Raw genomic sequence first — 24,347 nt, forward strand, 5'->3', positions numbered from 1 at the left:
TATGAAAGTTTACGTATTGGAATATGTTAACTACGACGACTTCCACGTTTTAGGTATTTTCACCTCGATGGAAAAGGCGTCTGCTGCGAAGGAAGAATTTTTAACTGAGCACCCATTAGATGCATTGGGTGGTAAATATACCGATGACAATTTCGAGATAACTGAAAAAACAATTGATGAAATGAAAGTGCCTCAGCATCTCTAATTTAACCAAAATACATTAAGGTCGCTTCGGCGGCCTTTTTTATTGCTTGCGAAAAAGGTCAACTATGAGTGATGTAAAGTTGGTCGTCGTCGGCCATCACTCGCGCCGCCATCAGGCAGAACAGTTGGCGTGGTCGCTGCGTGCTCACCTGCTGATTGATGAAGGCCAGCACGGCGCAAACTGGAATCACCGCCGCGCCATTGAGTGGGCCAGCCAGCAGGATTGCCCTGTAGTGATACTGGAAGACGATGCGCTGCTGGTAGGTTGCTTCACCGAAAAGGTAGCAGCCTGGCTTGACCGATTCCCTGATGATTTGCTGTCTTTCTATTTAGGCACCGGCAGGCCACCACAGTATCAGCTTGAGGTGGCAACAAAGCTTATTGAAAGCGACCAGCGGCAGACAGACTACATAATCATGAGCAGGCTGATACACGGCGTCTGTTACAGCATACCGCAACATCGTATCAGTGATGTTCTTACAAGGTGGGACAGCGCAAAGCCAGCAGACTACGCCGTTGGTGATGCCTATGGCGGCGACGTTATCTATCCATGCTATTCACTTGTTGACCATGCAGACTCGAACACCGTTGAGCGGCACCCGGACAATGAGCAACGCACACAGCGCCGCAGGGCGTGGAGGCTTGATGCCAGCATTGATCCCAAGAGCATGCAGGAAGCACGGCTGTGCTAAGACCACAACTGACCGCTCAGGTTACTGTGAAGCTCACCGCAATCATGGTTGGGAGCAGCATCAGCAGGGGCAGAGCAGGCATGATCGCGGCTATGGCAGCAAGTGGGATGCGATAAGGGCCCGCGTCCTGCAGCGTGATCGGCATCTCTGCCAGAACTGCCTGAGAAGCGGAAGGCCAACAGCAGCCAAGACCGTTGACCACATCGTACCCAAAGCACATGGGGGTACCGATGATGACACCAACCTTGAGGCCCTGTGCTGGCCCTGCCACCGCAGAAAAACCGCAAAAGAAAGGCTTAAATGAGAATCAATATCATCAAAGTGGTTTCAAATGTAACTATCTCACCTCAAATGAGAGCCATTATCATTTATCAGGGGGAGGGCGGGTCGAAAGTTCACCCCTCTCGCCTTTAAGGACCGCCGCCTAACCTTTTTCCGCATCGCCGCAGGTTAGAAAACTTTTTTATGGGCTCCCCCAAGCATCGATTGATAGGAGTTTTCGATTATGCCAGGACCGCCGAAAACCCCTACCCATCTGCAATTGGTGAGGGGTAACCCTTCGAAACGGGCCGTCAACAAGAACGAGCCTAAACCGCCCTCTGGGGTACCCACAACTCCGAAGCATTTCAGCAAGCAGGAAAAGTACTGGTTCAAGCGGCTGGGTGACGAACTCGACTGCATGGGCGTAATTACCAAGCTGGATGGCATGGCGCTGGAACTTCTGATCGGGGCTTATATTGAATGGCGCACACATCGTGATTATCTCGATGAAGAAGGCGAGACGTACACCACCAAAACACAGACGGGCGACACGCTGATAAAAGCTCACCCCCGCGTTGCCATGATGGCTGATGCGTGGAAACGGCTCAGGGGCATGATGTCGGAATTCGGTATGACACCCGCATCACGCAGCAAAGTGAATACGGGCGGTACCGGAGAGGTTGACCCGTTCGACGAATTTCTTAAAGCGAGAGAATAATGGCAAAGGTCAGTGACGGAATACGCTACGCCGAAAGGGTTGTGGCGGGGGAAATTGTTGCCGGAAAATACGTAAAGCAGGCCTGCACCCGTTTCCTCAATGACCTGAAAGACGGTGAGCAGCGCAATATCTTTTTCAGTGAGAGCCGTGCGCAGCATATTCTCAACTTTTATAAATTTGTGCCTCACGTCAAAGGCGATCTGGCTGGTAAGCCCATTGACCTGATGGACTGGCACATCTTTATTCTGATAAATATTTTTGGCTTCGTAATTCCATTAATCAACGAACAGACGGGAAAGCCGGTTATTAACGAAAAAAACCGGCCGGTTATGGTCAGGCGTTACCGTACAGCTTACAACGAGGTAGCGCGTAAAAATGCCAAATCGACAGTTTCTTCCGGCATTGGGCTTTATATGGCAGGTGCTGATGGCGAAGGTGGCGCAGAGGTTTATTCTGCGGCCACGACTCGCGACCAGGCCCGAATCGTGTTTAACGATGCAGTTAACATGATCAAGCAGTCAAAAGCCGCCCTGGGCAGGTTGATGGAATTTAACAAGATGGCGATTTTTCAGGAGCGCACAGCTTCCAAATTTGAGCCACTTTCCAGCGATGCCAACAATCTCGACGGCCTGAATATTCACTGCGCAATCGTGGATGAACTTCACGCACACCGCACCCGTGCGGTATGGGATGTGCTTGAAACGGCAACCGGCGCACGCTCACAGCCACTTTTGTTTGCCATCACGACAGCCGGATTTAATAAAGAGGGAATCTGTTACGACACCCGCGACTACGCCACTAAGGTGCTTAACGGTATCGTTGAGGATGATTCTTTCTTTGCCATCATTTATACGCTGGATGATGAAGACGATCCCTTTGATGAGTCGGTATGGCAGAAGGCCAATCCGGGTCTGGGGGTGTGCAAACGCTGGGACGATATGCGTCGCCTGGCAAAAAAAGCCAGAGAGCAGGTTTCTGCACGAAATAACTTTCTGACAAAGCACCTCAATATATGGGTCACGGCTGAATCCGCGTGGATTGACATGATGAAGTGGGAGGCCTGCCCGCCACTGGCTCCTGAGCATGAGCTTAAAACCTACCCGCTTTGGGTGGGTGTTGACCTTGCCAACAAGATTGATATCTGTGCCGCAGTGAAAATCTGGCGTGCGCCAGGCGGTCACGTTCATGCAGACTTTAAATTCTGGCTTCCTGAAGGGCGGCTGGAGCGTTGTTCTCGTCAGATGGCAGAGCTTTACCGGGACTGGAGCGAAACCGGTGCACTGACGCTAACCGATGGTGACGTTGTGGATCACGCCGTCATTAAAGAAGACCTGATTGCCTGGCTAAGCGGCGAAAATCTTCGTGAGGTAGGTTTTGACCCATGGGGAGCCGTTCAGTTCAGCCTCGCGATGCGTGATGAAGGAGTGCCAATGGTTGAGGTCGCACAGACGGTAAAAAACCTGTCAGAAGCGATGAAAGAAACCGAGGCCATGACCTTTGCCGGAAAAATTCATCATGACAATCACCCGGTTATGAACTGGATGATGAGTAACGTCACCGTAAAGCCTGACAGAAACGAGAATATTTTCCCCAACAAGTCCACGCCGGAGGCGAAGATAGACGGTCCGGTAGCCATGTTTACAGGACTTAGCCGCCTCATACTGAACGGTGGGGAAGACAAACCCGACTTAACGGGGTTCTTTGATAACCCGATCATGGTAGGTTTCTGATGAAAAAAAACAGGCATCCGGGGCGCGTTAAAAGTGCGCTCCTGAACTGGCTGGGTGTGCCCATCAGCCTGACTACCGGCACGTTCTGGGAGGAATGGTGGGGTAAAAGCAGCAGCGGAAAAACGGTTTCCGCAGATAAAGCAATGCGCCTGTCAGCAGTCTGGGCATGCACCCGCCTGCTGAGCGAGTCAGTTTCCACGCTTCCGCTTAAGGTTTATCAGCGTCAGCCTGACGGATCGCGAGTGCTGGCGCTGGATAACCCCGTATATCAGGTGTTGTGCCGCCGCCCAAACCTTGAAATGACACCATCGCGATTCATGCTGTCAGTCGTTGCGTCGATATGTTTGCGCGGCAACGCTTTCATTGAGAAAAAGATGATTGGTAAAAAGCTGGTGTCGCTGGTGCCTCTGCTTCCTCAAAACATGGTCGTAAAAAGGCTCGACAATGGCAGTCTTCAGTACACCTACACGGAAGTGAAAACGCAGCGGGAGATTCCGGTTCAGAACATTATGCATATCCGTGGGTTTGGCCTGGACGGCGTTTGCGGGCTGATGCCAATGATGACCGGACGGGATGTGATCGGCGCAGCGATGTCGGTAGAAGAAGCGGCAGCAAAAATATTTGAAAACGGATTGCAGAGTTCCGGCTTTCTTTCTTCAGATGCCGCCCTGGACGATAAACAGCGTGAAAGGCTTAGAGGTTATTTAGAGCGATTCATCGGTTCGAAAAACGCCGGAAAGGTGATGGTGCTTGAAGCCGGAATGAAATATCAGGGCGTAACCATCAATCCTGAAGCTGCTCAGATGCTGGAGTCGCGCTCTTTCAGTATAGAAGAAATCTGTCGATGGTTCCGCGTGCCACCTTTCATGGTCGGGCATACCACCAAGCAGAGTAGCTGGGCTTCAAGCGTTGAGGGGATGAACCTGCTGTTCCTAACCAACACGCTTCGCCCGCTGCTGGTCAACATTGAGCAGGAGATATCACGCTGTCTGCTCGACGGCAGCGACGATGTGTTTGCTGAATTCTCTGTTGAAGGGTTGCTCCGGGCAGACACGGCAGGCCGCTCGGCGTACTACACCACCGCGCTACAGAATGGCTGGATGTCGCGTAACGATGTGCGCCGTCTGGAAAATCTTCCACCGATTGAGGGTGGCGATATCTACACCGTGCAGCTTAACCTCACACCGCTGGATCAGTTACGTGAAAACAACGCTGGTGTTCAGGCCAGTAACCTGATGAAGCTTCACGCTTTCCTCTTCCCGGATATTCCACCGGAACATTCACCGCTTAAAAAAGCGGCTTAGGAGAACCCCAGATGACGATTAAAACGCTTCCGGTTGCACCGGAGGGGCGTCCTTTTGCACGTCAGAATACAGAGCTTCCCACAGCAGCCTTTGAACGGTGGGACGGTGGCATTCGTGCAGCGGGCCAGTCTGGTGATAACACGATCTCCATTCTGGACACCATTGGCGAGGACTGGTTTGGCGATGGCGTTACGGCCAGCCGGATTTCCGGTGCGCTGAGAAGCATTGGCGGCGGTGATGTGACGGTTAACATCAACTCTCCAGGCGGTGACATGTGGGAAGGGCTGGCTATCTATAACCTTCTTGTCACCTATGAAGGCAAGGTCACTGTCAAGGTGCTGGGCATTGCGGCCTCAGCGGCGTCAATAATCGCAATGGCTGGTGATGAGATTCAGATGGGGCGAGGTGCGTTCCTGATGATCCACAACTGCTGGACGATTGCAGCCGGAAACCGCAACGACTTTCGCGCTTATGCGGACTCGCTTGAGCCTTTTGATAAGGCAATGGCAGATATTTACGCCGCCCGCTCCGGGCTGAAGCTGAGCGAAGTACAAACCCTGATGGATAACGAATCCTTTATTTCCGGCAGCGATGCTATTGATAAAGGTTTTGCTGATTCACTGCTGTCAGCCGATGAAATTACCAGCGACGACGAAAGCCCCGCCGCCGCGCTGAGAAAAATTGATGCTTTTCTGGCTAAGGGCGGGATGCCCCGCTCTGAGCGCCGGAAGCACCTCAAGGCTTTAGGTGGCAAGCCGGGCGCTGCCACCTAAGAGAACGACAAGCCGGGCGCTGTCGATGAAATCCACCCTGAAGCACTTAACTCACTCAAAAACGCGCTGGCTTCGCTCGGCGAATAAGGAAAAAGCATGTCTGATGTAAACGATCTGTTGACGAAAGTCTCAAACAAGCTGGAAAAAGTGTCTGCTGAATTCAGCCAGAAAGCCGAAAGTGCACTGAATGAAGCGAAAAACTCAGGTCAGCTTTCTACCGAAACCAAAGCTGCTGTGGATAAAATCGCACTTGAGCATAATGCGCTCAATGATGCGTTTAAAACCCTGAAATCTTCTGTAGGCGAACTGGAACAGCACGTAGCCAGTATGCCGCTTAACGCAGCTAAAGAAGTGATCCAGTCCGTGGGACAGCAGTTTGTATCTGCTGAGGCCATGAAGGATATTCGCTCCAGCCTGGAAGGCAGCAAGCGCATTTCGGTTCCGGTAAAAGCTGCGCTGACAACCGTTGACGTACCGGGCCAGATTGTGGCGCCACAGCGTCTGCCAGGTATCGATACCGCACCGAAACAGCGACTGTTCATCCGCGACCTGATTGCGCCGGGCCGCACGCAGTCCAACACTATTTATTACGTGAAACAGACCGGATTCACGAATAACGCGGCCGTAGTGCCGGAAAACACCACCAAGCCCTACAGCGATATCAAATTTGCTGAAGAAACTACGCCGGTTCGCACCATTGCGCATATGTTCAAGGCGTCAAAGCAGATTCTGGACGACTTTGCACAGCTTCAGTCAACTGTGGATGCCGAAATGCGCTACGGCCTTCAGTATGTCGAAGAACAGGAAATTCTGTTCGGTGACGGTACCGGCGCACACCTGAAAGGCATCATCCCGCAGGCGGTGACTTTCAAACAGGCCTTTGCCGTAAAAAAACAGACCAGCATCGACGTTCTGCGTCTTGCCATGCTTCAGGCGCAGCTTGCCCGCTTCCCGGCAACCGGTCACGTCCTGCATTTTACCGACTGGGCTGGCATTGAACTGAGCAAAGACGATCTGGGCCGCTACATCCTGGCTAACCCGGCTCAGCTTACCTCGCCAACGTTGTGGGGTCTGCCAGTTGTGGCGACCGAGGCCGCGCAATTCCTGGGCAAGTTTCTGACAGGTGCCTTTAATGCAGGTGCGCAGCTCTTTGATCGTGAAGACGCAAACGTAGTGGTTTCCAGCGAAAACCAGGACGACTTTGAGAAAAACATGATCACCATCCGTTGCGAGGAGCGCCTTGCTCTGGCGGTGTATCGTCCTGAAGCGTTTGTCTGGGGTAGCCTGAGCGGTTCAGGTAGCTGATATCAACGCGGCCTCCGGGCCGCTTTTTAACGGATTCAGCCATGATTGTTTCAATCGATACCGTCAGGGAGCATTGCCGTATTGATACTGACGATACCAGCGAAGATTCGCTGCTGACCATCTATATCGGTGCTGCAAAACGTCACATTGAACGGTGGACACGCCGTAATATTTACGAAACCAACGCCGACCCTGGATTTTCCACCGACGAAAACGGCCTTCTTCTTGATGATGATATCCGGCTGGTGGTGCTGCTTCTTGTCGGTCACTGGTACGAAAACCGTGAGGCCAGCGTGACGGGTGTTTCGGTGTCAACGCTGCCTCTGGCGGTTGAATCACTGCTTCAGCCATACCGCATCTACGGTCTGTAGGGGGGATTATGCAGGCAGGCCGGTTAAGGGACCGCGTAACAATTCAGAACTTCACAACATCACGCTCACTGTCCGGGCAACCGCAGAAATTGTGGATTGATGTTGCAACGGTCAGGGCAGAGGTAAAGGGTATCAGCGGGCGGGAAATGATGACCGCCGATGCCGAAAGGGCAGAATCCACGATCAGGGTCTGGATGCGCTATCGCAGCGATATCACAGCAGCATCAAGGATTTTATGTCTGACGGGGCCATTTAAAGGAAAGGTCCTGAACGTTTCAGGTCCACCAATCCCAGACAGCAAGGGTGTCAGGCTGGAAATTTTGTGTAAGCAGGGAGTTGAACCATGATCGACACGCGACTCGACTTTTCCGGCCTTATTGACCTGTCAGATGACCTGAATACGCTCAGTAAAGCCGAAAATCGTAAAGTTCTTCGTGACGCGACACGCGCCGCCGCCACGGTGGTCCGTGACGAAGCCAAAAAGCGCGCCCCACGCAAAACCGGTCGGCTGGCCCGTAATATCGTTGTGGCCACGCTCCGGGAGCGCGATGGCGGTATTGCTTCTGGTGTACATGTGCGCGGCACTAACCCGGTTACGGGTAAAAGTGACGGTAAGATGAAAACGGGTGACCGCAATAATGCTTATTACTGGCGCTTTCTGGAACTGGGCACGTCAAAGATGCCGCCTGTGCCGTTTCTGCGCCCGGCCTATGACGCCCGACAGGAAGATGCGGCGAAAGCGGCCTTTGAGGTGGCGAACCGGTCAATCGATAAGGTGCTGGCAAAATGAAAGAGGCAGACGTTTACCCGCTGCTGGCTGGTATAGCAGGTGGCAGGGTTTATCCCTACGTTGTGCCACTCAATCCGCAGGGCGAACCGACAGTCACCGCGCCGTGGGTGGTTTTTTCCATCATCACTGAAGTTTCAGCGGATGTGCTGTGCGGTCCGGCAGAGAAAACCGCTTCGCTTCAGGTGGATGTTTACGCCAGCAGTATCGATGAGGCCAGGCTAATTCGTGAAGAGGTCCGCAGTGCGCTTGAGCCGCTCGGTTACAGCGACATGAGCGACACTAACGGCTACGAGCCGGACACGGCACTTTACCGCGCCATGCTCGACGTGCGCATTATCAACTGATCCACACCAAATCACCATGCCACCTTCGGGTGGCTTTTTTATTTTGGAGAAAAGCATGTCCAGTAAGTATGAAAAAACGAAGGGGATGACCTTTGGCGTGTCATCTGGCCCGGTGACGGTTGCCAATCCAGTCAATGCGCAGTGGCTGGAAGCCGCCTGTGCGACGAAGGAGATCACCTACACGGGCGGTCAGAAGTCAGATATTGACGTGACCACGCTCTGCTCGACCGAGCAGGAGCAGACTAACGGCCTGGCTGCACCGGCTGAAATGTCCATTTCCCGTAACTGGGTGGGCGATGAAGAGGCGCAGATGTCACTCCAGACCGCCTATGAAAACGACGAACTCCGCGCCCTGCGGATTCTGTTCCCGTCCGGTAACGGCTTTTACGTACTGGTTGAGGTCCGTCAGAGTTCCTGGACGGCGGGCACATCGGCGGTGGTCAGTGCGACCTATTCCCTGCGTGTGAAAGGCAAGCCGGTTCCGATCAAGGCCAGTCAGCCCGGTTCTTAATTTCCACTGATGCGCCTGCGGGCGCTTTTCATCTTTTATATATGGCATCGACGCCAGCAGGAATTATGAAATGTCCAAAACAGCACAGAACAAAGCATCACCGGCTTCACTTCGCGCTCTGGCGCTTGCTCCATCGTCCGGTTTCCGTACTGCCAGCGTCACCGTGCCAGAATGGCAGGGTGTGCGTGTAAACATCCGCGAACCCTCGTCACAGGCGTGGCTTGAGTGGGAATCCGTCATTCGCCCTGCTCTTAAAGAAGGCGAAGAAGAAGACGCGCTGACTCCGGCGCAGATCGCACACCGCAACATCAAAGCCGATGTGATGCTGTTTATTGACGTGGTCCTGGATGAAGACATGATGCCGGTATTCCTGCCTGAAGACCGTGAGCAGGTTCAGGGCATTTACGGTCCCGTTCATGCCCGCCTTCTGAAGCAGGCCCTTCAGCTCAGCACGTCACAGGCAGACGCAGAAGCAAAGTAAAATCGCCCGGCATGTTCTTCCTGATGACGCTTGCGCTCCGTCTGGGGCGCACGCTGCACGAACTCAAGACTTCACTGACGGCTTCAGAACTCAGAATGTGGATCGAGTTTGACCGCATCAGCCCGATTGGTGACAGGCGCGGCGACATTCAGGCGGCGCAGGTTGCTGCTGCCACGCTTAACGCTCAGGGCGGCAAGTTCAGCATTGACGATCTCCTGCTCAGGTGGGGCCACAGCGATCAGCAGCAGGAAGAATCTGACGGGCTGGAAAACTTTCTCGGCGAACTCTGTGCGTAACCGGACATAAAGGGTAAAAAATGGCTACGCTCCGCGAACTCATTATCAAAATTTCTGCAAACTCATCCTCGTTTCAGTCTGAGATTTCGCGCGCTTCACGTATGGGTGCCGATTATTACAAGACGATGGAGCAGGGAGGGCGCAGGGCAGCGGCGTCCTCGCGTGAATCACAGCGGGCGCTGACAGAACTTAATTCACAGCTTGCCTCAGTGCGGGCCACTGCTACCGGCATGGCGGGTGCTTTTGCCGGTGCATTTGCAACCGGCCAGCTTATCCATTATGCCGATACCTGGAATCAGCTCAGCGGTCGCCTTAAGCTGGCATCTACCTCAACAGAGGATTTTACCAGCGCACAGAAAACGCTGATGGACGTCAGCCAGCGGACAGGTACGTCTTTTGAGGCCAACGCCAACCTTTACAGCCGTATCGCGTCATCACTGCGTGATGCGGGGTATGCGTCACAGGACGTTGCGAAAGTAACCGAAACCGTAGCGACCTCGCTTAAGCTTTCCGGTGCCAGTACGGAAGAAGCCAGTTCTGTTATTACACAGCTCAGTCAGGCGCTGGGCTCCGGCGTCCTGCGCGGTGAAGAATTTAATGCCATCATGGAAAACGGCGGCAGGCTGGCAAAGTTGCTGGCTACCGGTCTGAACACCACGATTGGCGGTCTGCGCAACATGGCGAACAACGGTCAGTTGACGACCGACAAGCTTATTCCGATCCTGACCAATGTCGAACTGCTGCGCAAAGAGTTTGACACGCTGCCTGCTTCCGTAAGCGGCTCCGCTCAGAAAGTGGAAAACGCCTTTATGGCGTGGGTGGGCGGCACCAACGAGGCAACCGGCGCATCAGCCGCGCTGGCCCGCACCCTTGACGGTCTTGCGGGCAACATCAATAACGTGGCAACCGCCGCTGGCGTGCTGGTTGCCGTAGGCGTTGCCCGCTATTTTGGTGGGATGACTGCCGGCGTTGCCAGTGCTACCGCCGCGCTGCTTGAAAACCGCAGAAACCAGATAGCGCTTGCCGATGCCCAGGCGGTTGCCGCCGTGCAGGCACAGCGTAAGGCGCTGGCGAATGCCGAAGCAGCCCGCTCTGATTTTAATCTGGCGCTGGCCGAAGCTAACGTGGCCAAAAACACCAACGCCTCCGCACTCGCCACGCAGAACCTGACCGAAAAGCGCAGTGCGATGATTGCGGCCAACGCGAAACTGGTGCTGTCAAACCGTGCCGTCACCACGTCACAGGAATCGCTTAACGCCGCCACATCGGCAGTGGGGCTGATGAAAACGGCGGGTGCTGGTCTGCTGTCGCTGGTTGGCGGCATTCCGGGGCTGGTGCTGCTCGGTGCCGGTGCCTGGTACACGATGTATCAGAATCAGGAGCAGGCCAGAAAGTCCGCGCAGGAATACGGCAGCACGATTGATGAGGTCAGAAAAAAGGCACAGTCGCTGGCGCTGCCACAGGTCGATGAAAACCGGGGCAAAACCATTGAGGCGCTGAACGAACAAAACCGCCTGATTGACGAGCAGAAGGCCAAAGTTGCCGAAGTTAAGCAGCAGATGGCCGACCTCAGCAGCGCACGGGGCAGTACCGGACTCAGCAGCGAAAATGAGGCCAACATAACCCGTGCAATGGCGATCCTCACGGGCAATCTCAGGGTAGAGGAGGAGCGGCTTTATCAGCTTCGCGGCCGCTCTGCTGACATTCAGCAGGCGCTGGAGGCGATTGAGCGCCGCCGTAATGATCTGATACGCGAACAGGCATGGCGGCAGAATGCCGCTTACCAGTCGCTGGTGAGCATGAACGGCGAAAACACCGAGTTTAACCGTCTGCTTTCGCTGGGTAACCAGCTTCTGGCCTCACGTAATGGCCTGGTCAGGTCACCAATGGCTGTGCCACAGGCGGCAGTGAGTGCGCCGGATCAGCAGACACTTCAGCAGAAGCAACAGGCCGCTGAGCTGGCCGGATTAACTGGCCTGGCGAAAGTCAGGAAACAGGCTCAGTTTGACCTGGAAAAAATGGGACGTACTGGCGTTGAAAATGCTAAGTACTCCATGCAGTACGTCAAGGCGCTGGAGGATGAGTACAACAATACGCAGAAAGTTTCAGAAGCCAAAAAATCTGACACTTCCGCGACCAACGCAAAAAACAAGGCAGAGCGTGAAGCGGCCACAACCGCTGAACAGTACAGCCGGAAAATTGCCGATCTGAGCGTAGCCATTGAGGTGCAGAAGGTCAGGGCAACACAGGGTGAAAAAGCCTCAGAGCTTTATGCTGCTTCTCATCAGGCAGGCACCAAATGGACAGAAGAGCAGCGTAAAAGCATCCGTGACAATGCGACAGAGCTTGAGCGCTGGACGCAGAAGGCCGATGCAAACGTTAAAAAGCAGAATGAGCAGGCTGAAGCGTTAAAGGATTTAACGCAGGCCGCCAGAAAGCTTCGTGACGAATCGACGCTGACGACTGAAACCCGCGGGCTGAGCGATCGTCAACGTTCCCGTTTTGATGAAACCCAGCAGATTAACCGGTTTTTCGACAAGACCGACAAAGGGACACAGGCGGTTGCCGCTCAGAAAGCCGCACTGGATGAGCTGGACGCCAAATATAAAGCCATCGCGGCGGCTGATGCAGACTGGCGCTCAGGTATCAGTAAAGGTTACGAAAACTGGCTTGAGAGCGTCAGTAATGTGGCCGGCACAGTTTCCCAGGGCATTACCAGTACCATGAGCAGTGCGCTTGATAACATGTCTTCCATGCTGGTTGGCAGTAAAGCCGACTGGAAGTCGTGGGGCCTGTCTGTGCTTCAGATGATATCGAAGGTCGCGCTTCAGATTGCGATTGTCAATGCAGTCGGCAGCAGCGGTTCGTCACTGGGCAGTATTCTGGGCTCGGTGGCGGGAAGCTTCGGCGGCGTGGCGGCTGGCTCAGCAGGGGCAGCATCTACCGGGGCCATGGGGCTTGCAACCAGCTATACCGGCTATGACGGTGGCGGATTTACCGGATGGGGTGGAAAACATGAGCCTGCTGGCGTGGTGCATAAAGGCGAGTTCGTGTTTACCAAAGAAGCCACTGAACGCATTGGCGTTTCCAACCTTTACTCCATGATGAAAGGCTACGCCGATGGCGGCGTGGTGGGTAATGGCACACCTGCATTCTCATCAGGCGTTGATCGCGCTGGCAGTAATGGCGGCGGTATTGTTGTAAATGCATCGGTGAGTGTCGTCCAGGGCGAGTCTTCGGGTGATGCATCAGCCAGCGGTACCCTGAGTGCGGCGAAACAGCTTAAAGGCATCGTTGAAACCACGCTGACTGAACGGATTAAAAAGGAAATATCACCGGGTGGTCTGCTCTACAGGCCCGCTTAAGGGGAATTTATGGCTACAGACACATTTACCTGGTGCGCACGGGTAGAAGCCAGTGAGCAGGTTGCAGTCTCAGTCATACAGGCGCAGTTCGGAGACGGCTACAAACAGGTGGCAGGCCGGGGGATTAACGATCAGTCAGAATCATGGTCGCTGACGTGTAACGGTAACAAAACAGCTATGGCAGAGGTTCGCACTTTTCTACGCAGCCACGTTACAGCGTCATTCTGGTGGACTAACCCCTGGGGAGAGAAAAACCTTTATCGCGTTAAGGCTGACTCCATCAATCCAAAATTTGTTAACGGCAGCTTTGCGGAGATCGCCTTCACGTTTGAGCAGGCTTTCGCGCCGTGACATGTCACGCATCAACAGGACGCTCCGGCGTCCTTTTTTTATGGGTGAAAAATGAGCTTTAATCAGGATATTCAGACGCTGGAGCCGGGAAGCCTGGTGCATCTGATAGAAATTGACGGTACGGCCTTCGGGCTAGATACCGTTCTCCGCTTCCATGCCTACAACATCTCAGCCGAGGGCTGGAAATCTTTTGCTACGGAAAACCTGCCCTCCATCATCTGGCAGGGCAACGAGTACGATCCACACCCTTACGAGCTGACCGGGCTTGAAATGACCAGCTCCGGTTCTCAGCCCACGCCAAAACTTTCTGTCGGCAACGTGGGTAACTACGTCACTGCGCTTTGCCTTCAGTTCGACGATATGGTTAAGGCAAAGGTAAAAATTCACACAACGATGGTGAAATACCTTGATGCGGCCAACTGGACAGAGGGCAACGCCAACGCCAATCCACAGGAAGAGCGGCTTCAGGTTTTCTACATCAATTCCAAGACCGCCGAAAACCGCAATCAGGTCGATTTTGAGCTCTGTTCTCCATTTGACATTCAGAGCCTGCAGCTACCTTCGCGTCAGATTACGCCTGTCTGCACCTGGTGTATGCGTGGCTGGTACCGTACCGGAACCGGCTGTGACTATGCAGGCACCCGTTATTTCGGCAAAGACGGTTCGGCAACATCAGACCCGTCAAAGGACGTTTGCGGTGGTCGCCTGGCTGACTGCAAGGCGCGTTTTGGTGACAGTGAACCGCTGCCATTCGGCGGCTTCCCCGCTGCTAACCTTCAGGGGAAATAGCGATGCGCGAAAAAATCATGGCGGCAATTACCGAGCATGTGGCCGCTGAATATCCGAAAGAAGCCTGCGGGCTGGTGGTTCAGTCAGGCAGGGCGCAGAGATACATCCCCTGCAAAAATATTTCAGATAATCCAACCGAGCATTTTGCAATCTCTCCAGAGGAAAAACGCCAGGCTGAGCAGCAGGGTTCAGTTCTGATGGTTATTCACTCTCACCCGGATGTGCCTCAGCTTATCCCGTCTGAACGTGACCGTGTGCAGTGTGATTACTCCGGCGTGGAGTGGGGGATCATGTCGTGGCCGGACGGCGATTTCTGCACCATCAGCCCGCGGGGGGAACGTGAGCTGGTCGGGCGTCAGTGGGTGCTGGGCTTTGCTGACTGCTGGACGCTCATCATGGATTACTACCGTCAGGAACACGGCATCACGCTGAATAACTGGTCGGTGGATTATGAATGGTGGCTGAACGGCAAAGAAAACCGTTATGACGATAACTGGCAGGCTGAGGGCTTTATCGAGGTGCCACTTCAGGACATGCGCGAAGGCGACATGATCATGATGCGCATTCAGTCGCCCGTCACCAACCACGCGGCAATATATCTGGGTAACAACCTCATTCTTCATCATAACTCGGGCAATTTATCCACGCGCGTTCCCTATGGCGATTACTGGCGTAACCGCACCGTGCGTGTCGTGCGCCGAAAGGAGCTGGCTGATGCTTAAAACGATGCGTTTAAAAGGGATCATGGCAAAAAAGTTTGGGCCGGTTCACCGTTTCCACGTTGCAGACCTGCGCGAACTTATCCGCGCTATGTGTTCACAGGTGCCGGGCTTCAAAAAGTACGTATCTAACGCGCATCTTAACGGTGTCCGTTTTGCTTTTTTCAGTGGCAGAGACAATATCTCGCTACAGGAGTTTGATATGTGCTCAGCGTCTGCTGAGTTTGAGATGGAACCCATTATTGAAGGCTCCAAGCGCGGGGGCATGCTTCAGGTCGTTATCGGCGCTGTTGCGCTCGTTGCTGCTTATTTCACGGCAGGCGCATCACTGGCGGCCTTTGGACTGAGCGCCGCAGCGGCAACCGGTGTGACCACGGCATTAACCGGGCTGGGTATCAGTATGTTGCTGGGCGGCGTGGTGCAGATGCTGACCCCGCAGCCGAAGTACAACGTAGGCGCATCGTCCAGCACCGATAACAAACCCAACTATGCCTTTGGCGCACCGGTCAACACCGTTGCAATGGGTTATCCGGTGCCGGTGCTTTACGGCCAGCGGGAAATTGGCGGTGCGATCATCAGCGCGGGCAGTTTTACCAGCGATCAGCAGTAAAATTCAGAATCAGACAGGCCACCTCCGGGTGGCTTTTTTTATGGGTGAAATATGCGGCTTCTTGACGGCGAAATCATATACCAGGGTAACAAGGGCGGTGGCGGCGGTGAAGCGCACACGCCCGTTGAGCAGCCAGACGACCTGCTTTCCGTCGCCAAATTAAAACTGCTGGTTGCAATCTCTGAAGGCGAAATTCAGGGAGACTTAACGGCGCAGCAGATTTACCTGAACGACACGCAGCTTGCCAATGATGACGGCACCTATAATTTCACTGGCGTGGTGTGGGACTGGAGGAAGGGCACGCAGGACCAGACCTACATTCCGGGCATGCCGGAAGTGGATAACGAGCTGTCCGTTGGCGTGACCGTCACACAGTCTGTGCCCTGGACGCGCCAGTATACCAACCTGTCGCTGGATGCCGTGCGCATCAAACTCAGCCTTCCCTTGCAGTATCAGTACAAAGACAACGGCGACATGGTCGGCACGGTGACGCAGTATGCAATCGACCTGTCAACCGATGGCGGGTCATGGGTGCAGGTTGTGGATGGTCGTTTCAGCGGCAAAACCACATCGGAATACCAGCGCGATCACCGCATCACCCTCCCGCGTGCAACAAGCGGCTGGTCGGTGCGCGTGCGCCGTATCACTGCAGATTCGAATTCCTCAAAGCTCATTAACGCTTTCAAAGTTTTTTCGTTCGCAGAGGTCATCGACAGCAAGCTGCGCTATCCCAATACTGCCCTGCTTTATATTGAAGTTAATGCGCAGCAGTTCAACGGTCAGGCCCCAAAAGTAACCTGCAAGCCCAAAGGCAAGCTGGTGCGCGTTCCGACCACGTATGACCCTGTAAGCCGCACTTACAGCGGTAGCTGGTCTGGTGATTTTAAATACGCTTATACCAACAATCCTGCATGGATTTTCTACGACCTGGTGCTGGATAAAATTTACGGCATGGGTAACCGCGTTGATGCGTCCATGATTGATAAGTGGGAGCTTTACAGCATTGCGCAGTACTGCGATGAGCCGGTTTCAAACGGCGCAGGAGGCACAGAACCGCGCTTTACCTGTAATGTATTCATCCAGAGCCAGCAGGACGCCTACACCGTTCTGAAGGATATTGCTGCCATTTTTCGTGGCATTACCTTCTGGGGAAATAACCAGATATTCATTAACGCAGACGTGCCGCAGGTGGACTCAAACGGCAACGTTGATGTGGATTTTGTCTATCACGCCGCAAACGTCATTGACGGCATGTTCAGCTACGCCGGAGGCAGTTACAAGAACCGCTATTCATCCTGTCAGGTTAGCTGGTCAGACCCGGTCAACCATTATTCCGATACGGTTGAGGGTGTTTACGATTCAGAGCTGGTGCAGCGCTATGACGTCCGGGAGATGAGCCTGACGGCGATTGGCTGTACGTCACAGAGTGAAGCGCACCGCCGTGGCCGCTGGGCTATTCTGTCGAACGCCAAAGACGGCACGGTATCCTTCGGCGTTGGCCTGGACGGTTATATTCCGGTTCCGGCTGAAATAATCGGCGTTGCTGATCCGTTCCGAAGCGGCAGGCAAAACGGCGGGCGGCTGAGTTCGGTTAACGGGCGTAGCTTCGGACTTGACCGCGCCATTGACTACGCCGCCGGCGACAGGCTTGTGGCGAATCTGCCAGACGGAACGGCACAGACACGCACAATATCTGCCGTCAGTGATGATAAAAAAACAGTAACGGTTGCTACGGCGTTCAGAACCCAGCCTGTTGCCGGTGCAGTCTGGGCGATAGACAGTGACAATCTGGCTATCCAGTATTTCCGCGTCACTTCTATCTCCAGCAATGACGATGGCACGTTTACTGTCGCGGGCGTCCAGCACGACCCGAACAAGTACCGCTATATTGATGATGGCGTTCGAATTGAGCCAGCGCCGATCACCGTCACCCCCATAAATGTTCTCAAGGCTCCGGCTAATATCAAACTGGCAGAGGTCAGCTACGTTGAGCAGGGGCTGTCTGTTGCCTCCATGCAGGCCACATGGGACAGGGTAGAGGGTGCAATCAGCTACGTGGCTCAGTGGCGCAAGGACAAGGGCGACTGGGTTAACGTCAGCCAGACCAGCGCACAGAGCTTCAGCATCCGGGGCGTTTACAGCGGTGTTTATGACGTGCGTGTCAGGGCGGTGAATGCCGCTGAGGTCTCTTCACCCTGGGGATTTTCCGACAGCACGACAATCACGGGCAAGGCGGGCAAACCGGGAACGCCGGTTAACCTGATGGCCACAGACAATGTGGTATGGGCTATTGATGTCACATGGGGCTTTCCTGATGGCTCAGGCGACACGGCTTACACCGAGATTCAGGTTGCCACAACCGCTGATGGACAGAATCCACAGTTCCTTGCTTATGTACCCTATCCGGGTGTGAGCTATCAGCACGGACCGATGTCTGCTGGCGTTCGTCGCTGGTACCGCGCCCGGTTGGTGGACAAAATCGGGAATACCGGTGACTGGACAGGTTTTAAAGCGGGTATGTCCAACGTCAACGCTGACGAGCTGATAGGTAGCGTGGTTGAAGAATACCTTCAGTCTGAAGACGGCAAGGCGCTGCTGACGCCGCTCATTACCGACCCGAAAGCACTCGCTGAAAGCATTCTCGCCAACTATGACGATGTAGAGCAGCAGTGGGCGAACTACGGAGAGAACCGTGCCGGAATCATTGAGGCCAGAAAGGTTGCTGCTGATGCGCAGAGCTCTGTTGCTGATCTGAACACAACCGTTACAGCCGGATTCAAATCCACTAATCAGGCAATCGCGGATAATTCAGCAGCCATTCAGCAAAAAATGACCGCATATGCAGATGCTAACGGCGGATCGGCCATTTACACGCTGAAGGCGGGTATCAGCTATGGGGGCGTGAACTATGACGCGGGTATGTCTGTTGCTGTGACCATCAACGGCTCTCAGGTCAACACGCGTTTTGCAGTCAATGCTAACCAGTTCGTCGTTATCAATGGCAGTGGAAATAACGTGTATTCACCCTTCGTTGTAAAAGACGGTCAGGTGCTTATCAGCCAGGCGTTCATAGGTACTGCATGGATAGGAAGGGGGAATATTACTGATGTGCTCCAGTCTGATAATTACGTTCAGAATCAGGTGGGCCTCAGCATCAATTTCAAGACCGGTGTTATTGAAAACTATGGATCCGTTTCTGGCGAAGGAAAGTATAAACAGACAAATACCGGAATATCAGTTTTGTCTGCTGATGGTTCGCTGGTTCAGGTTGGGCGTTTAACTGGAGAGTTTTGATGGCTAATTGGGGTTTTGGAACGTGGGATGCTCAGGGCCGAGATACAAATACCGGAATAGTGAGAATTCTGGTAGCCGGGACCCTCGAAGTGGCAAATGGTCAACAAAGCGGATCATTTTCCTTTCAGGTTCCGGCTGGCTATTATCTTGATTATACCTTTCAGGCTAATATGGGTACTTCGCCCAAGGGAAGGCGAAGGGTAAGTATCTCAGGCAATAATTTCAGCATCAGTTCCGCAGGCGATTCTGATTACTCAACAGGAACGCTACAGGCCTATGCAGGAACATTTCTTTTTTTTGTCAGGAAATAGAATATGGATTTCGGGGTTGCTCTTTCTGATAATTCTGGTAATCCCTTTTACATTAAAGGGACCATGCCATTAACACTGATGGGAAAACAAACTTTTTCTATACCTTCAGGTGGGTTAGGATCGGCGGTGGTGCATGAGAACGATAACGTTCTAAGGTTGTTTTACTATGATGCATCTGGAGGTGATGGTTATGCTTTCTATTCCAGAGACACCCAAAATCGAGGAGTCCTTACATACGGAGGCAATAACAGATCATGCGTTATAACCCTATACACATTTGGATACCAGTATCAAAATCCTCCTAAATTCGGCATAGGTATTTTTGATAATGCCTCTCCGCGTCGTTGCATCATTCATAATCAGTCTAAAGTACTCAGTAATGTTCAGAATCTCGGAACAGAAGGGGATGAGAATGCTGGCTACAAAATTTCGGTAAATCTCTCAGGGCGGTGGGCCGTAAGCCCGGTAATGACAGGATTAATTACCGGTGTGATCAATCAGGGTGGGCAGGCCTATCCTTTTCAGTCAGTTTTTTATGCCAGATCACTTTATGATGGAAATAGTTCAGCTATTGCTTCAATATTAGACAAAGGTGTTCCCACCGGTGGTGTAAGCAATGTTACGTATTCCAACTTTCGAAACAGAGTTTTTGCTGTGGATATGTCAAGGTATTAATATTAGATCGTCATGATTGAATATTCTGTTTGAAATAATATACATAATGAATTAAAACACTGGAAACCAGTTTAAGGAAGAAAAAATGAAATTAATTGCTGTTTTATTTACTTTATTATTTATCTCTGGATGTCAGACTTTGCCGCCTGTACAGTGCACTGCAACTGCCAGCATCGGTGGTCAGGATACCACTGTTCAGATTTACGGCGTCAGAAAGCAGGCCAACCAGACACAGTATTACGCCGGAAACCCTTTCGGCTGGAAGTGGGTATCAAAAACCAACTTTACGCAGTCTACTTGCGAAAAATAAGCAACAAACCAATCACAAATAACCCGGCCACTGAGCCGGGTTTTTTATTGCCCGGAGATCGCCATGGCAGCAGGCACTATCGCATTAACCAACAACTCAGCAACAGTAAACGGAAGCGGTACCAGCTTTACTACAGAGCTAAAGACGGGCGATTTCGTTTACGTCACGGTAGGCGGCGCACCATACACACTGGTAGCTGCTAGCATCACATCAGACACCCAAATGACGCTTGCCGTAGCTTTCGATGGCCCGACAACCAGCGGGTTAGCCTGGAATTCTGTAGCGGCCTCTTTGCTGGTTGCTATTACGCAAAAAATCCTTAATGACTTTGCCAGTGTAGCGCGTGGACGCATTCTCGATTTCCAGAACTGGCAAAAAATTTACAGTGACGTGCAGTCAGTAGATGTAATCCGCCCGGACAGAACTGTGTTCACTGGCCCGAGTTGGGGTTACATGGCGAATCAGTACAAAAATAAACTCGATAAATCAAGTAACCTTGCTGATTTACCTAATATACCGGCTGCCCGAGACAATATTGGTGTTGGCTACGGAACTTCCGCTAATACGGTGGCGCAAGGAAATGACGTACGGCTTAATACTCTGGACAAAAAGTCCGGCGGCACTGTAAACGGAGCCATAACTACAACAGGACCTATCACCGGCCCTGCTACAGGTGGTCTTGCTGTAGGGGCAGGAGAAAGAAACCGTGTAGAATTAAACAACGTAGGTTCTGGCGGGAATACCGGTACGCCTGTGGGCTGGACAGTTTATCGCTGGTATGACGAGCTTGTTCAAACAGGTATTCGACGCGCAGGTGATACGAGTATTCAGTCATACTTCATGGCGATGTCGAATGTGGGCTCCTGGGAATTCCAGCGCTCGGGCAACGCGTCGGCTCCTGGCTCATGGGTTAACGGTTCAGATGAGCGCCATAAGACTAAAATCAAGACTGTCAGCGATCCTCTTTCAGCGGTACTGTCGTGGAGAGGAACAACATACGATAAAAAGGATGGAGTAAGAGAGGTTGGCCTTATTGCACAGGATGTGGAAAAAATTTGTCCTGAGGCTATTACCAATAATGGTGACAGAAAATTCATGGACGGCACAGTTATCCCTGATTTCAAATACCTCAACACAGCCGGCGCTGCGGCTGCCTATCACACTGAAGCCATCAAGACTATTTTTGAGATTCTTTACCAGCTTGCAGAATCACCCGACGAGGCACTGAAAACTCTGGAAGTTATCCGCAAGAGGGCGGAAGAAATCAAAAATATCAGTATTGAACAGGAGTCTCCCCGTAAAGAGAAGCCACCTGTATTTGATGTCCCTACCAATGAAGAACCGGTCAACAACGAAGAAACAGGATCGTAAAAAAGCCCGGCGACCGGGCAATGACTCAGCCGCTCCTGTCTCAGCAGGTTTACGGGGTGGGTGATTAAAGCTTAGTCACTCGCCCTGTACCCTTCAAAATAAAATCCCTTTCCTACCAACACCTTTACAAATCTCACATCCACATCGGCTTGATCAATTTCACGGGTTGATATTACTGTGATTATATACAGTAAAAATCGGAGGGTAAAACAATGCCCCGTGACTACGAAATCATGATTGCCTTTCGCCAGGCCATTAAGCGCGACAGCCAAGGGCGCTACACACTCAGCACACTCGACTTTGTCCGCGAGCTAGATCTCCTTAACTGGCATTACACGCTTCGCGCCGCCAACAAGTGGGTAGAAACGCACACAACAACCTTCCGCGACATCTCAACCTCTGAAGGCGAAGAGCGCGTGTTTCAGGTTTTTAATCCTAATGGTGGCTTCTGATGTTCGCCCTGGTTGACGTTAATTCGTTTTACGCCAGTTGTGAAACGGTATTCAGGCCAGACCTGAAAGGAAAGCCGGTTGTCGTTCTGAGTAACAACGACGGCTGCGTAATAGCCCGTTCTGCCGAAGCCAAGAAATTGCAGATACCTATGGGGGCACCCTATTTCAAGCTGAAGGATGAGTTCAGACGTCATGGTGTGCAGGTTTTCAGTTCCAATTATGCGCTCTACGCCGATATGAGTAATCGCGTCATGACGACCCTGGAGGACATGGCTCCAGCTGTAGAAATATACTCAATTGACGAGGCTTTCATGTGCCTGGATGGCATGCAACGCCTGACCTCATTAGATGCTCTGGGGCGAAGGGTTCGCGCCAGAATTAAAAAGGAAACCCACCTTACTGTCGGCGTTGGCATAGCGCAAACCAAAACGCTTGCGAAGCTCGCTAACCATGCCGCAAAAAAGTGGAGTAAGACAGGGGGCGTTCTGGACTTGTCCAACACAGACCGGCAAAAAAAATTATTGGCGCTTGTGCCGGTTGAGGATGTCTGGGGAGTTGGTCGCCGTATCAGTAAAAAGCTAAATGCCATGGGTATCACCACGGCTAAAGACCTGGCTGACCAAAGCACGTATATCATTCGCAAGCATTTTAACGTTGTGCTTGAACGCACCGTCCGGGAGCTGCGTGGAGAGCCCTGCTTAGAGCTTGAAGAGTTCGCACCAACTAAACAGCAGATAGTGTGCTCACGTTCGTTTGGTTCGCGTATCACCGAATACATGGATATGCGTCAGGCCGTGTGTGCTTTTGCAGAACGAGCCGCAGAAAAGCTGAGGAAAGAAAGGCAGTACTGCAAACAGATAGCCGTATTTGTCCGTACCAGCCCGCATGCAGAGGGAGAAGTATTTTATGGCAATCAGGCCAACGGAAAATTGCTCACACCTTCTAACGATACCCGTGACATTATCCGGGTAGCTATGGACGCTCTGGATCAGATATGGCTCGACGGTCATCGCTATATGAAAGCAGGAGTGATGCTGGGCGACTTTTTCAGCCAGGGAGTGTCTCAGCTCAATCTGTTTGATGAATACAGGCCACAGCCCAACAGCGAAGCCCTGATGCGTGTTGTTGATGGGCTCAACCAGAGCGGCAAGGCTAATTTATTTTTTGCAGGGCAGGGAATTGAAAAGTCCTGGGACATGAAACGCGAGATGCTTTCACCTGCTTATACGACCCGTTTTGCAGATCTGCCAGTGGTAAAATGAGGGAGAGTTTTACCATCATTTTGCCATTGTTTTACCATCGAAAATCGCAGGCAATAAAAAAGCAGCCGTAACAGGCTGCTTTTTAAGGGTAATTTGGTCGGCACGAGAGGATTTGAACCTCCGACCCCTGACACCCCATGACAGTGTTTTAAGAAAAATTCTTAATTTTATTTATTAATGTGAATACCGATTTAACATAGCTTTTTGCGCTTTCATGCGTGATCTTCAAATCTGTTCTGTGAGCAGCCATGTTTCTAACTGATTGCAATTCATGGAACAATATGAATTCGTCTTCACCGATCAAATCAGAATCACGAAACGTTTTAGCTATGCGAGATAAATAAGCAGGTCTTCTTCTTAATGAAGTGGATATATTATTAGGAATTCTACCAGAGTCAGATAACCTGTCAAAAGCTAAGTAAGAAGCTTCAAATAGTTTATTATAAGATTTCATCACAGCCTCAAAAGGGCTAAGGAAACTGAATTCTTGATAGTCCTCGTTTGGTATTTCAGGGTTTTCTTCTGCTATTACATCAGCTTGGGAAGCAGCCTCTTCTACTCTTTGTTCGAATAAAAGCTCAAATTTGTCGTATTTTAGTGATTTGAGATCTCTGACAAGTTTAAGGATATCGTTTCTGCCAAAATAGAGTATAAAAATTACTACTGATGGCCAGGCAAGTGATTTAATAATTGAGGAGAGAAAGGTTAAGGAATCCACAGGATATCGCCAAGAAAATATTTAAATATTTTCATAATTTAGGCGAAACTTAACTCATAAGTCAATGATTTTAAAGGTTGGGAAATTACTGTTTAGTTATGAAATAGTGGCTTAAGCTTATGTTTTTTAATGTTAAAAAAAGTGATTTAAAATCCCTCGATCGCAAGGTCGTGCGGGTTCAAGTCCCGCCCCGGGCACCATATTGAAACACCAATAAAATCAAGTAGTAGCAATGTCGTTTAAGCCGCCTCTTTGGGCGGTTTTTTTGTGCCTGAAATTCGGCAGTGGCAGCAAAATGGCGATGACTTGGCGATGGCATTTTTATAATCTGTCTTTAGAC

Annotated in this window: 27 protein-coding genes and 1 pseudogene; 27 read left to right on the forward strand and 1 reads right to left on the reverse strand. The window is 52.0% G+C overall.

Translation table 11 applies throughout. The features are described from left to right. The first annotated feature begins 1 nt into the window (after position 1). The 27 genes and pseudogenes from CMR03_RS18610 to umuC all read left to right on the forward strand — a co-directional run bounded on the left by CMR03_RS18610 (position 2) and on the right by umuC (position 23,289). Positions 2–205: a DUF7336 domain-containing protein gene (locus tag CMR03_RS18610; RefSeq protein ID WP_096012285.1), complete on the forward strand. Its 204-nt coding sequence runs from the start codon at positions 2–4 to the stop codon at positions 203–205. A gap of 64 nt (positions 206–269) precedes the next feature. Further along, on the forward strand, positions 270–896 hold the full coding sequence (locus tag CMR03_RS18615; protein ID WP_096012286.1) for a hypothetical protein: 627 nt from the start codon (positions 270–272) through the stop codon (positions 894–896). After that, positions 850–1,200, forward strand: coding sequence for an HNH endonuclease (locus tag CMR03_RS18620; protein WP_096012287.1), 351 nt, complete (start codon positions 850–852; stop codon positions 1,198–1,200). Before CMR03_RS18615 ends, CMR03_RS18620 begins: the two co-directional genes overlap by 47 nt. A 201-nt stretch (positions 1,201–1,401) precedes the next feature. Beyond that, the gene (locus tag CMR03_RS18625; RefSeq protein ID WP_096012288.1) at positions 1,402–1,875 is read left to right on the forward strand and encodes a phage terminase small subunit P27 family; all 474 of its coding nucleotides are present in this window, start codon (positions 1,402–1,404) and stop codon (positions 1,873–1,875) included. Next, positions 1,875–3,605, forward strand: coding sequence for a terminase large subunit (locus CMR03_RS18630; RefSeq protein ID WP_096012289.1), 1,731 nt, complete (start codon positions 1,875–1,877; stop codon positions 3,603–3,605). The genes CMR03_RS18625 and CMR03_RS18630 overlap by 1 nt, the downstream gene beginning before the upstream one ends. After that, positions 3,605–4,909 (forward strand): phage portal protein, encoded by a 1,305-nt coding sequence (locus CMR03_RS18635; protein ID WP_096012290.1) that lies wholly within the window; start codon positions 3,605–3,607, stop codon positions 4,907–4,909. Before CMR03_RS18630 ends, CMR03_RS18635 begins: the two co-directional genes overlap by 1 nt. An 11-nt stretch (positions 4,910–4,920) precedes the next feature. Continuing rightward, positions 4,921–5,769, forward strand: a pseudogene (locus tag CMR03_RS18640) (head maturation protease, ClpP-related). A 9-nt stretch (positions 5,770–5,778) separates the two neighbouring features. After that, positions 5,779–6,987, forward strand: a complete 1,209-nt coding sequence (locus tag CMR03_RS18645) for a phage major capsid protein (protein WP_096012292.1) — start codon at positions 5,779–5,781, stop codon at positions 6,985–6,987. Positions 6,988–7,028: 41 nt separating this feature from the next. Next, entirely contained in the window at positions 7,029–7,358 is a 330-nt protein-coding gene (locus tag CMR03_RS18650) for a head-tail connector protein (protein WP_096012293.1), read from the forward strand. Between the two features lie 8 nt (positions 7,359–7,366). Then, positions 7,367–7,705 carry a phage head closure protein gene (locus CMR03_RS18655; RefSeq protein ID WP_096012294.1) on the forward strand — a complete coding sequence of 113 codons (339 nt, stop codon included), beginning with the start codon at positions 7,367–7,369 and terminating at the stop codon, positions 7,703–7,705. Further along, positions 7,702–8,148 carry an HK97-gp10 family putative phage morphogenesis protein gene (locus CMR03_RS18660; RefSeq protein ID WP_096012295.1) on the forward strand — a complete coding sequence of 149 codons (447 nt, stop codon included), beginning with the start codon at positions 7,702–7,704 and terminating at the stop codon, positions 8,146–8,148. The genes CMR03_RS18655 and CMR03_RS18660 overlap by 4 nt, the downstream gene beginning before the upstream one ends. After that, positions 8,145–8,492, forward strand: a complete 348-nt coding sequence (gene gp17, locus CMR03_RS18665; protein WP_096012296.1) for a tail completion protein gp17 — start codon at positions 8,145–8,147, stop codon at positions 8,490–8,492. Before CMR03_RS18660 ends, gp17 begins: the two co-directional genes overlap by 4 nt. Positions 8,493–8,547: 55 nt before the next feature. Further along, positions 8,548–9,003 (forward strand): phage tail tube protein, encoded by a 456-nt coding sequence (locus tag CMR03_RS18670; RefSeq protein WP_082999270.1) that lies wholly within the window; start codon positions 8,548–8,550, stop codon positions 9,001–9,003. A gap of 70 nt (positions 9,004–9,073) precedes the next feature. After that, the gene (locus CMR03_RS18675) at positions 9,074–9,484 is read left to right on the forward strand and encodes a phage tail assembly chaperone (RefSeq protein ID WP_082999227.1); all 411 of its coding nucleotides are present in this window, start codon (positions 9,074–9,076) and stop codon (positions 9,482–9,484) included. Between the two features lie 23 nt (positions 9,485–9,507). Continuing rightward, positions 9,508–9,780: a phage tail assembly protein T gene (locus CMR03_RS18680; protein ID WP_096012529.1), complete on the forward strand. Its 273-nt coding sequence runs from the start codon at positions 9,508–9,510 to the stop codon at positions 9,778–9,780. 20 nt (positions 9,781–9,800) lie between these two features. Then, on the forward strand, positions 9,801–13,145 hold the full coding sequence (locus CMR03_RS18685) for a phage tail tape measure protein (RefSeq protein WP_096012297.1): 3,345 nt from the start codon (positions 9,801–9,803) through the stop codon (positions 13,143–13,145). Between the two features lie 9 nt (positions 13,146–13,154). Beyond that, positions 13,155–13,496, forward strand: coding sequence for a phage tail protein (locus CMR03_RS18690; RefSeq protein ID WP_096012298.1), 342 nt, complete (start codon positions 13,155–13,157; stop codon positions 13,494–13,496). Positions 13,497–13,547: 51 nt separating this feature from the next. Then, on the forward strand, positions 13,548–14,285 hold the full coding sequence (locus CMR03_RS18695) for a phage minor tail protein L (protein ID WP_096012299.1): 738 nt from the start codon (positions 13,548–13,550) through the stop codon (positions 14,283–14,285). A 2-nt stretch (positions 14,286–14,287) separates the two neighbouring features. Continuing rightward, positions 14,288–15,007: a C40 family peptidase gene (locus CMR03_RS18700; RefSeq protein WP_096012300.1), complete on the forward strand. Its 720-nt coding sequence runs from the start codon at positions 14,288–14,290 to the stop codon at positions 15,005–15,007. Next, complete coding sequence (locus CMR03_RS18705; protein WP_096012301.1) at positions 15,000–15,614, forward strand: tail assembly protein; 615 nt, start codon at positions 15,000–15,002, stop codon at positions 15,612–15,614. Before CMR03_RS18700 ends, CMR03_RS18705 begins: the two co-directional genes overlap by 8 nt. A gap of 51 nt (positions 15,615–15,665) precedes the next feature. Then, complete coding sequence (locus CMR03_RS18710; protein ID WP_096012302.1) at positions 15,666–18,908, forward strand: TipJ family phage tail tip protein; 3,243 nt, start codon at positions 15,666–15,668, stop codon at positions 18,906–18,908. After that, on the forward strand, positions 18,908–19,219 hold the full coding sequence (locus CMR03_RS18715) for a hypothetical protein (protein WP_096012303.1): 312 nt from the start codon (positions 18,908–18,910) through the stop codon (positions 19,217–19,219). The genes CMR03_RS18710 and CMR03_RS18715 overlap by 1 nt, the downstream gene beginning before the upstream one ends. Positions 19,220–19,222: 3 nt before the next feature. Continuing rightward, entirely contained in the window at positions 19,223–19,894 is a 672-nt protein-coding gene (locus CMR03_RS18720; RefSeq protein ID WP_096012304.1) for a hypothetical protein, read from the forward strand. Positions 19,895–19,979: 85 nt separating this feature from the next. Next, entirely contained in the window at positions 19,980–20,204 is a 225-nt protein-coding gene (gene cor / locus CMR03_RS18725) for a phage exclusion lipoprotein Cor (RefSeq protein ID WP_096012305.1), read from the forward strand. A 63-nt stretch (positions 20,205–20,267) separates the two neighbouring features. After that, positions 20,268–21,575 (forward strand): tail fiber domain-containing protein, encoded by a 1,308-nt coding sequence (locus tag CMR03_RS18730; RefSeq protein ID WP_096012306.1) that lies wholly within the window; start codon positions 20,268–20,270, stop codon positions 21,573–21,575. 212 nt (positions 21,576–21,787) lie between these two features. Then, on the forward strand, positions 21,788–22,027 hold the full coding sequence (locus tag CMR03_RS18735) for a DNA polymerase V (RefSeq protein ID WP_096012307.1): 240 nt from the start codon (positions 21,788–21,790) through the stop codon (positions 22,025–22,027). Beyond that, a complete protein-coding gene (umuC, locus tag CMR03_RS18740) occupies positions 22,027–23,289 on the forward strand; it encodes a translesion error-prone DNA polymerase V subunit UmuC (protein ID WP_096012308.1) in 1,263 nt (420 codons plus the stop codon). Before CMR03_RS18735 ends, umuC begins: the two co-directional genes overlap by 1 nt. A gap of 148 nt (positions 23,290–23,437) precedes the next feature. Here umuC and CMR03_RS18745 read toward each other — a convergent pair whose 3' ends face one another. Beyond that, positions 23,438–24,007: a hypothetical protein gene (locus CMR03_RS18745; protein WP_096012309.1), complete on the reverse strand. Its 570-nt coding sequence runs from the start codon at positions 24,005–24,007 to the stop codon at positions 23,438–23,440. Positions 24,008–24,347: the final 340 nt, after the last annotated feature.

This window comes from Pantoea allii (genome assembly GCF_002307475.1).
GTDB lineage: Bacteria > Pseudomonadota > Gammaproteobacteria > Enterobacterales > Enterobacteriaceae > Pantoea > Pantoea allii.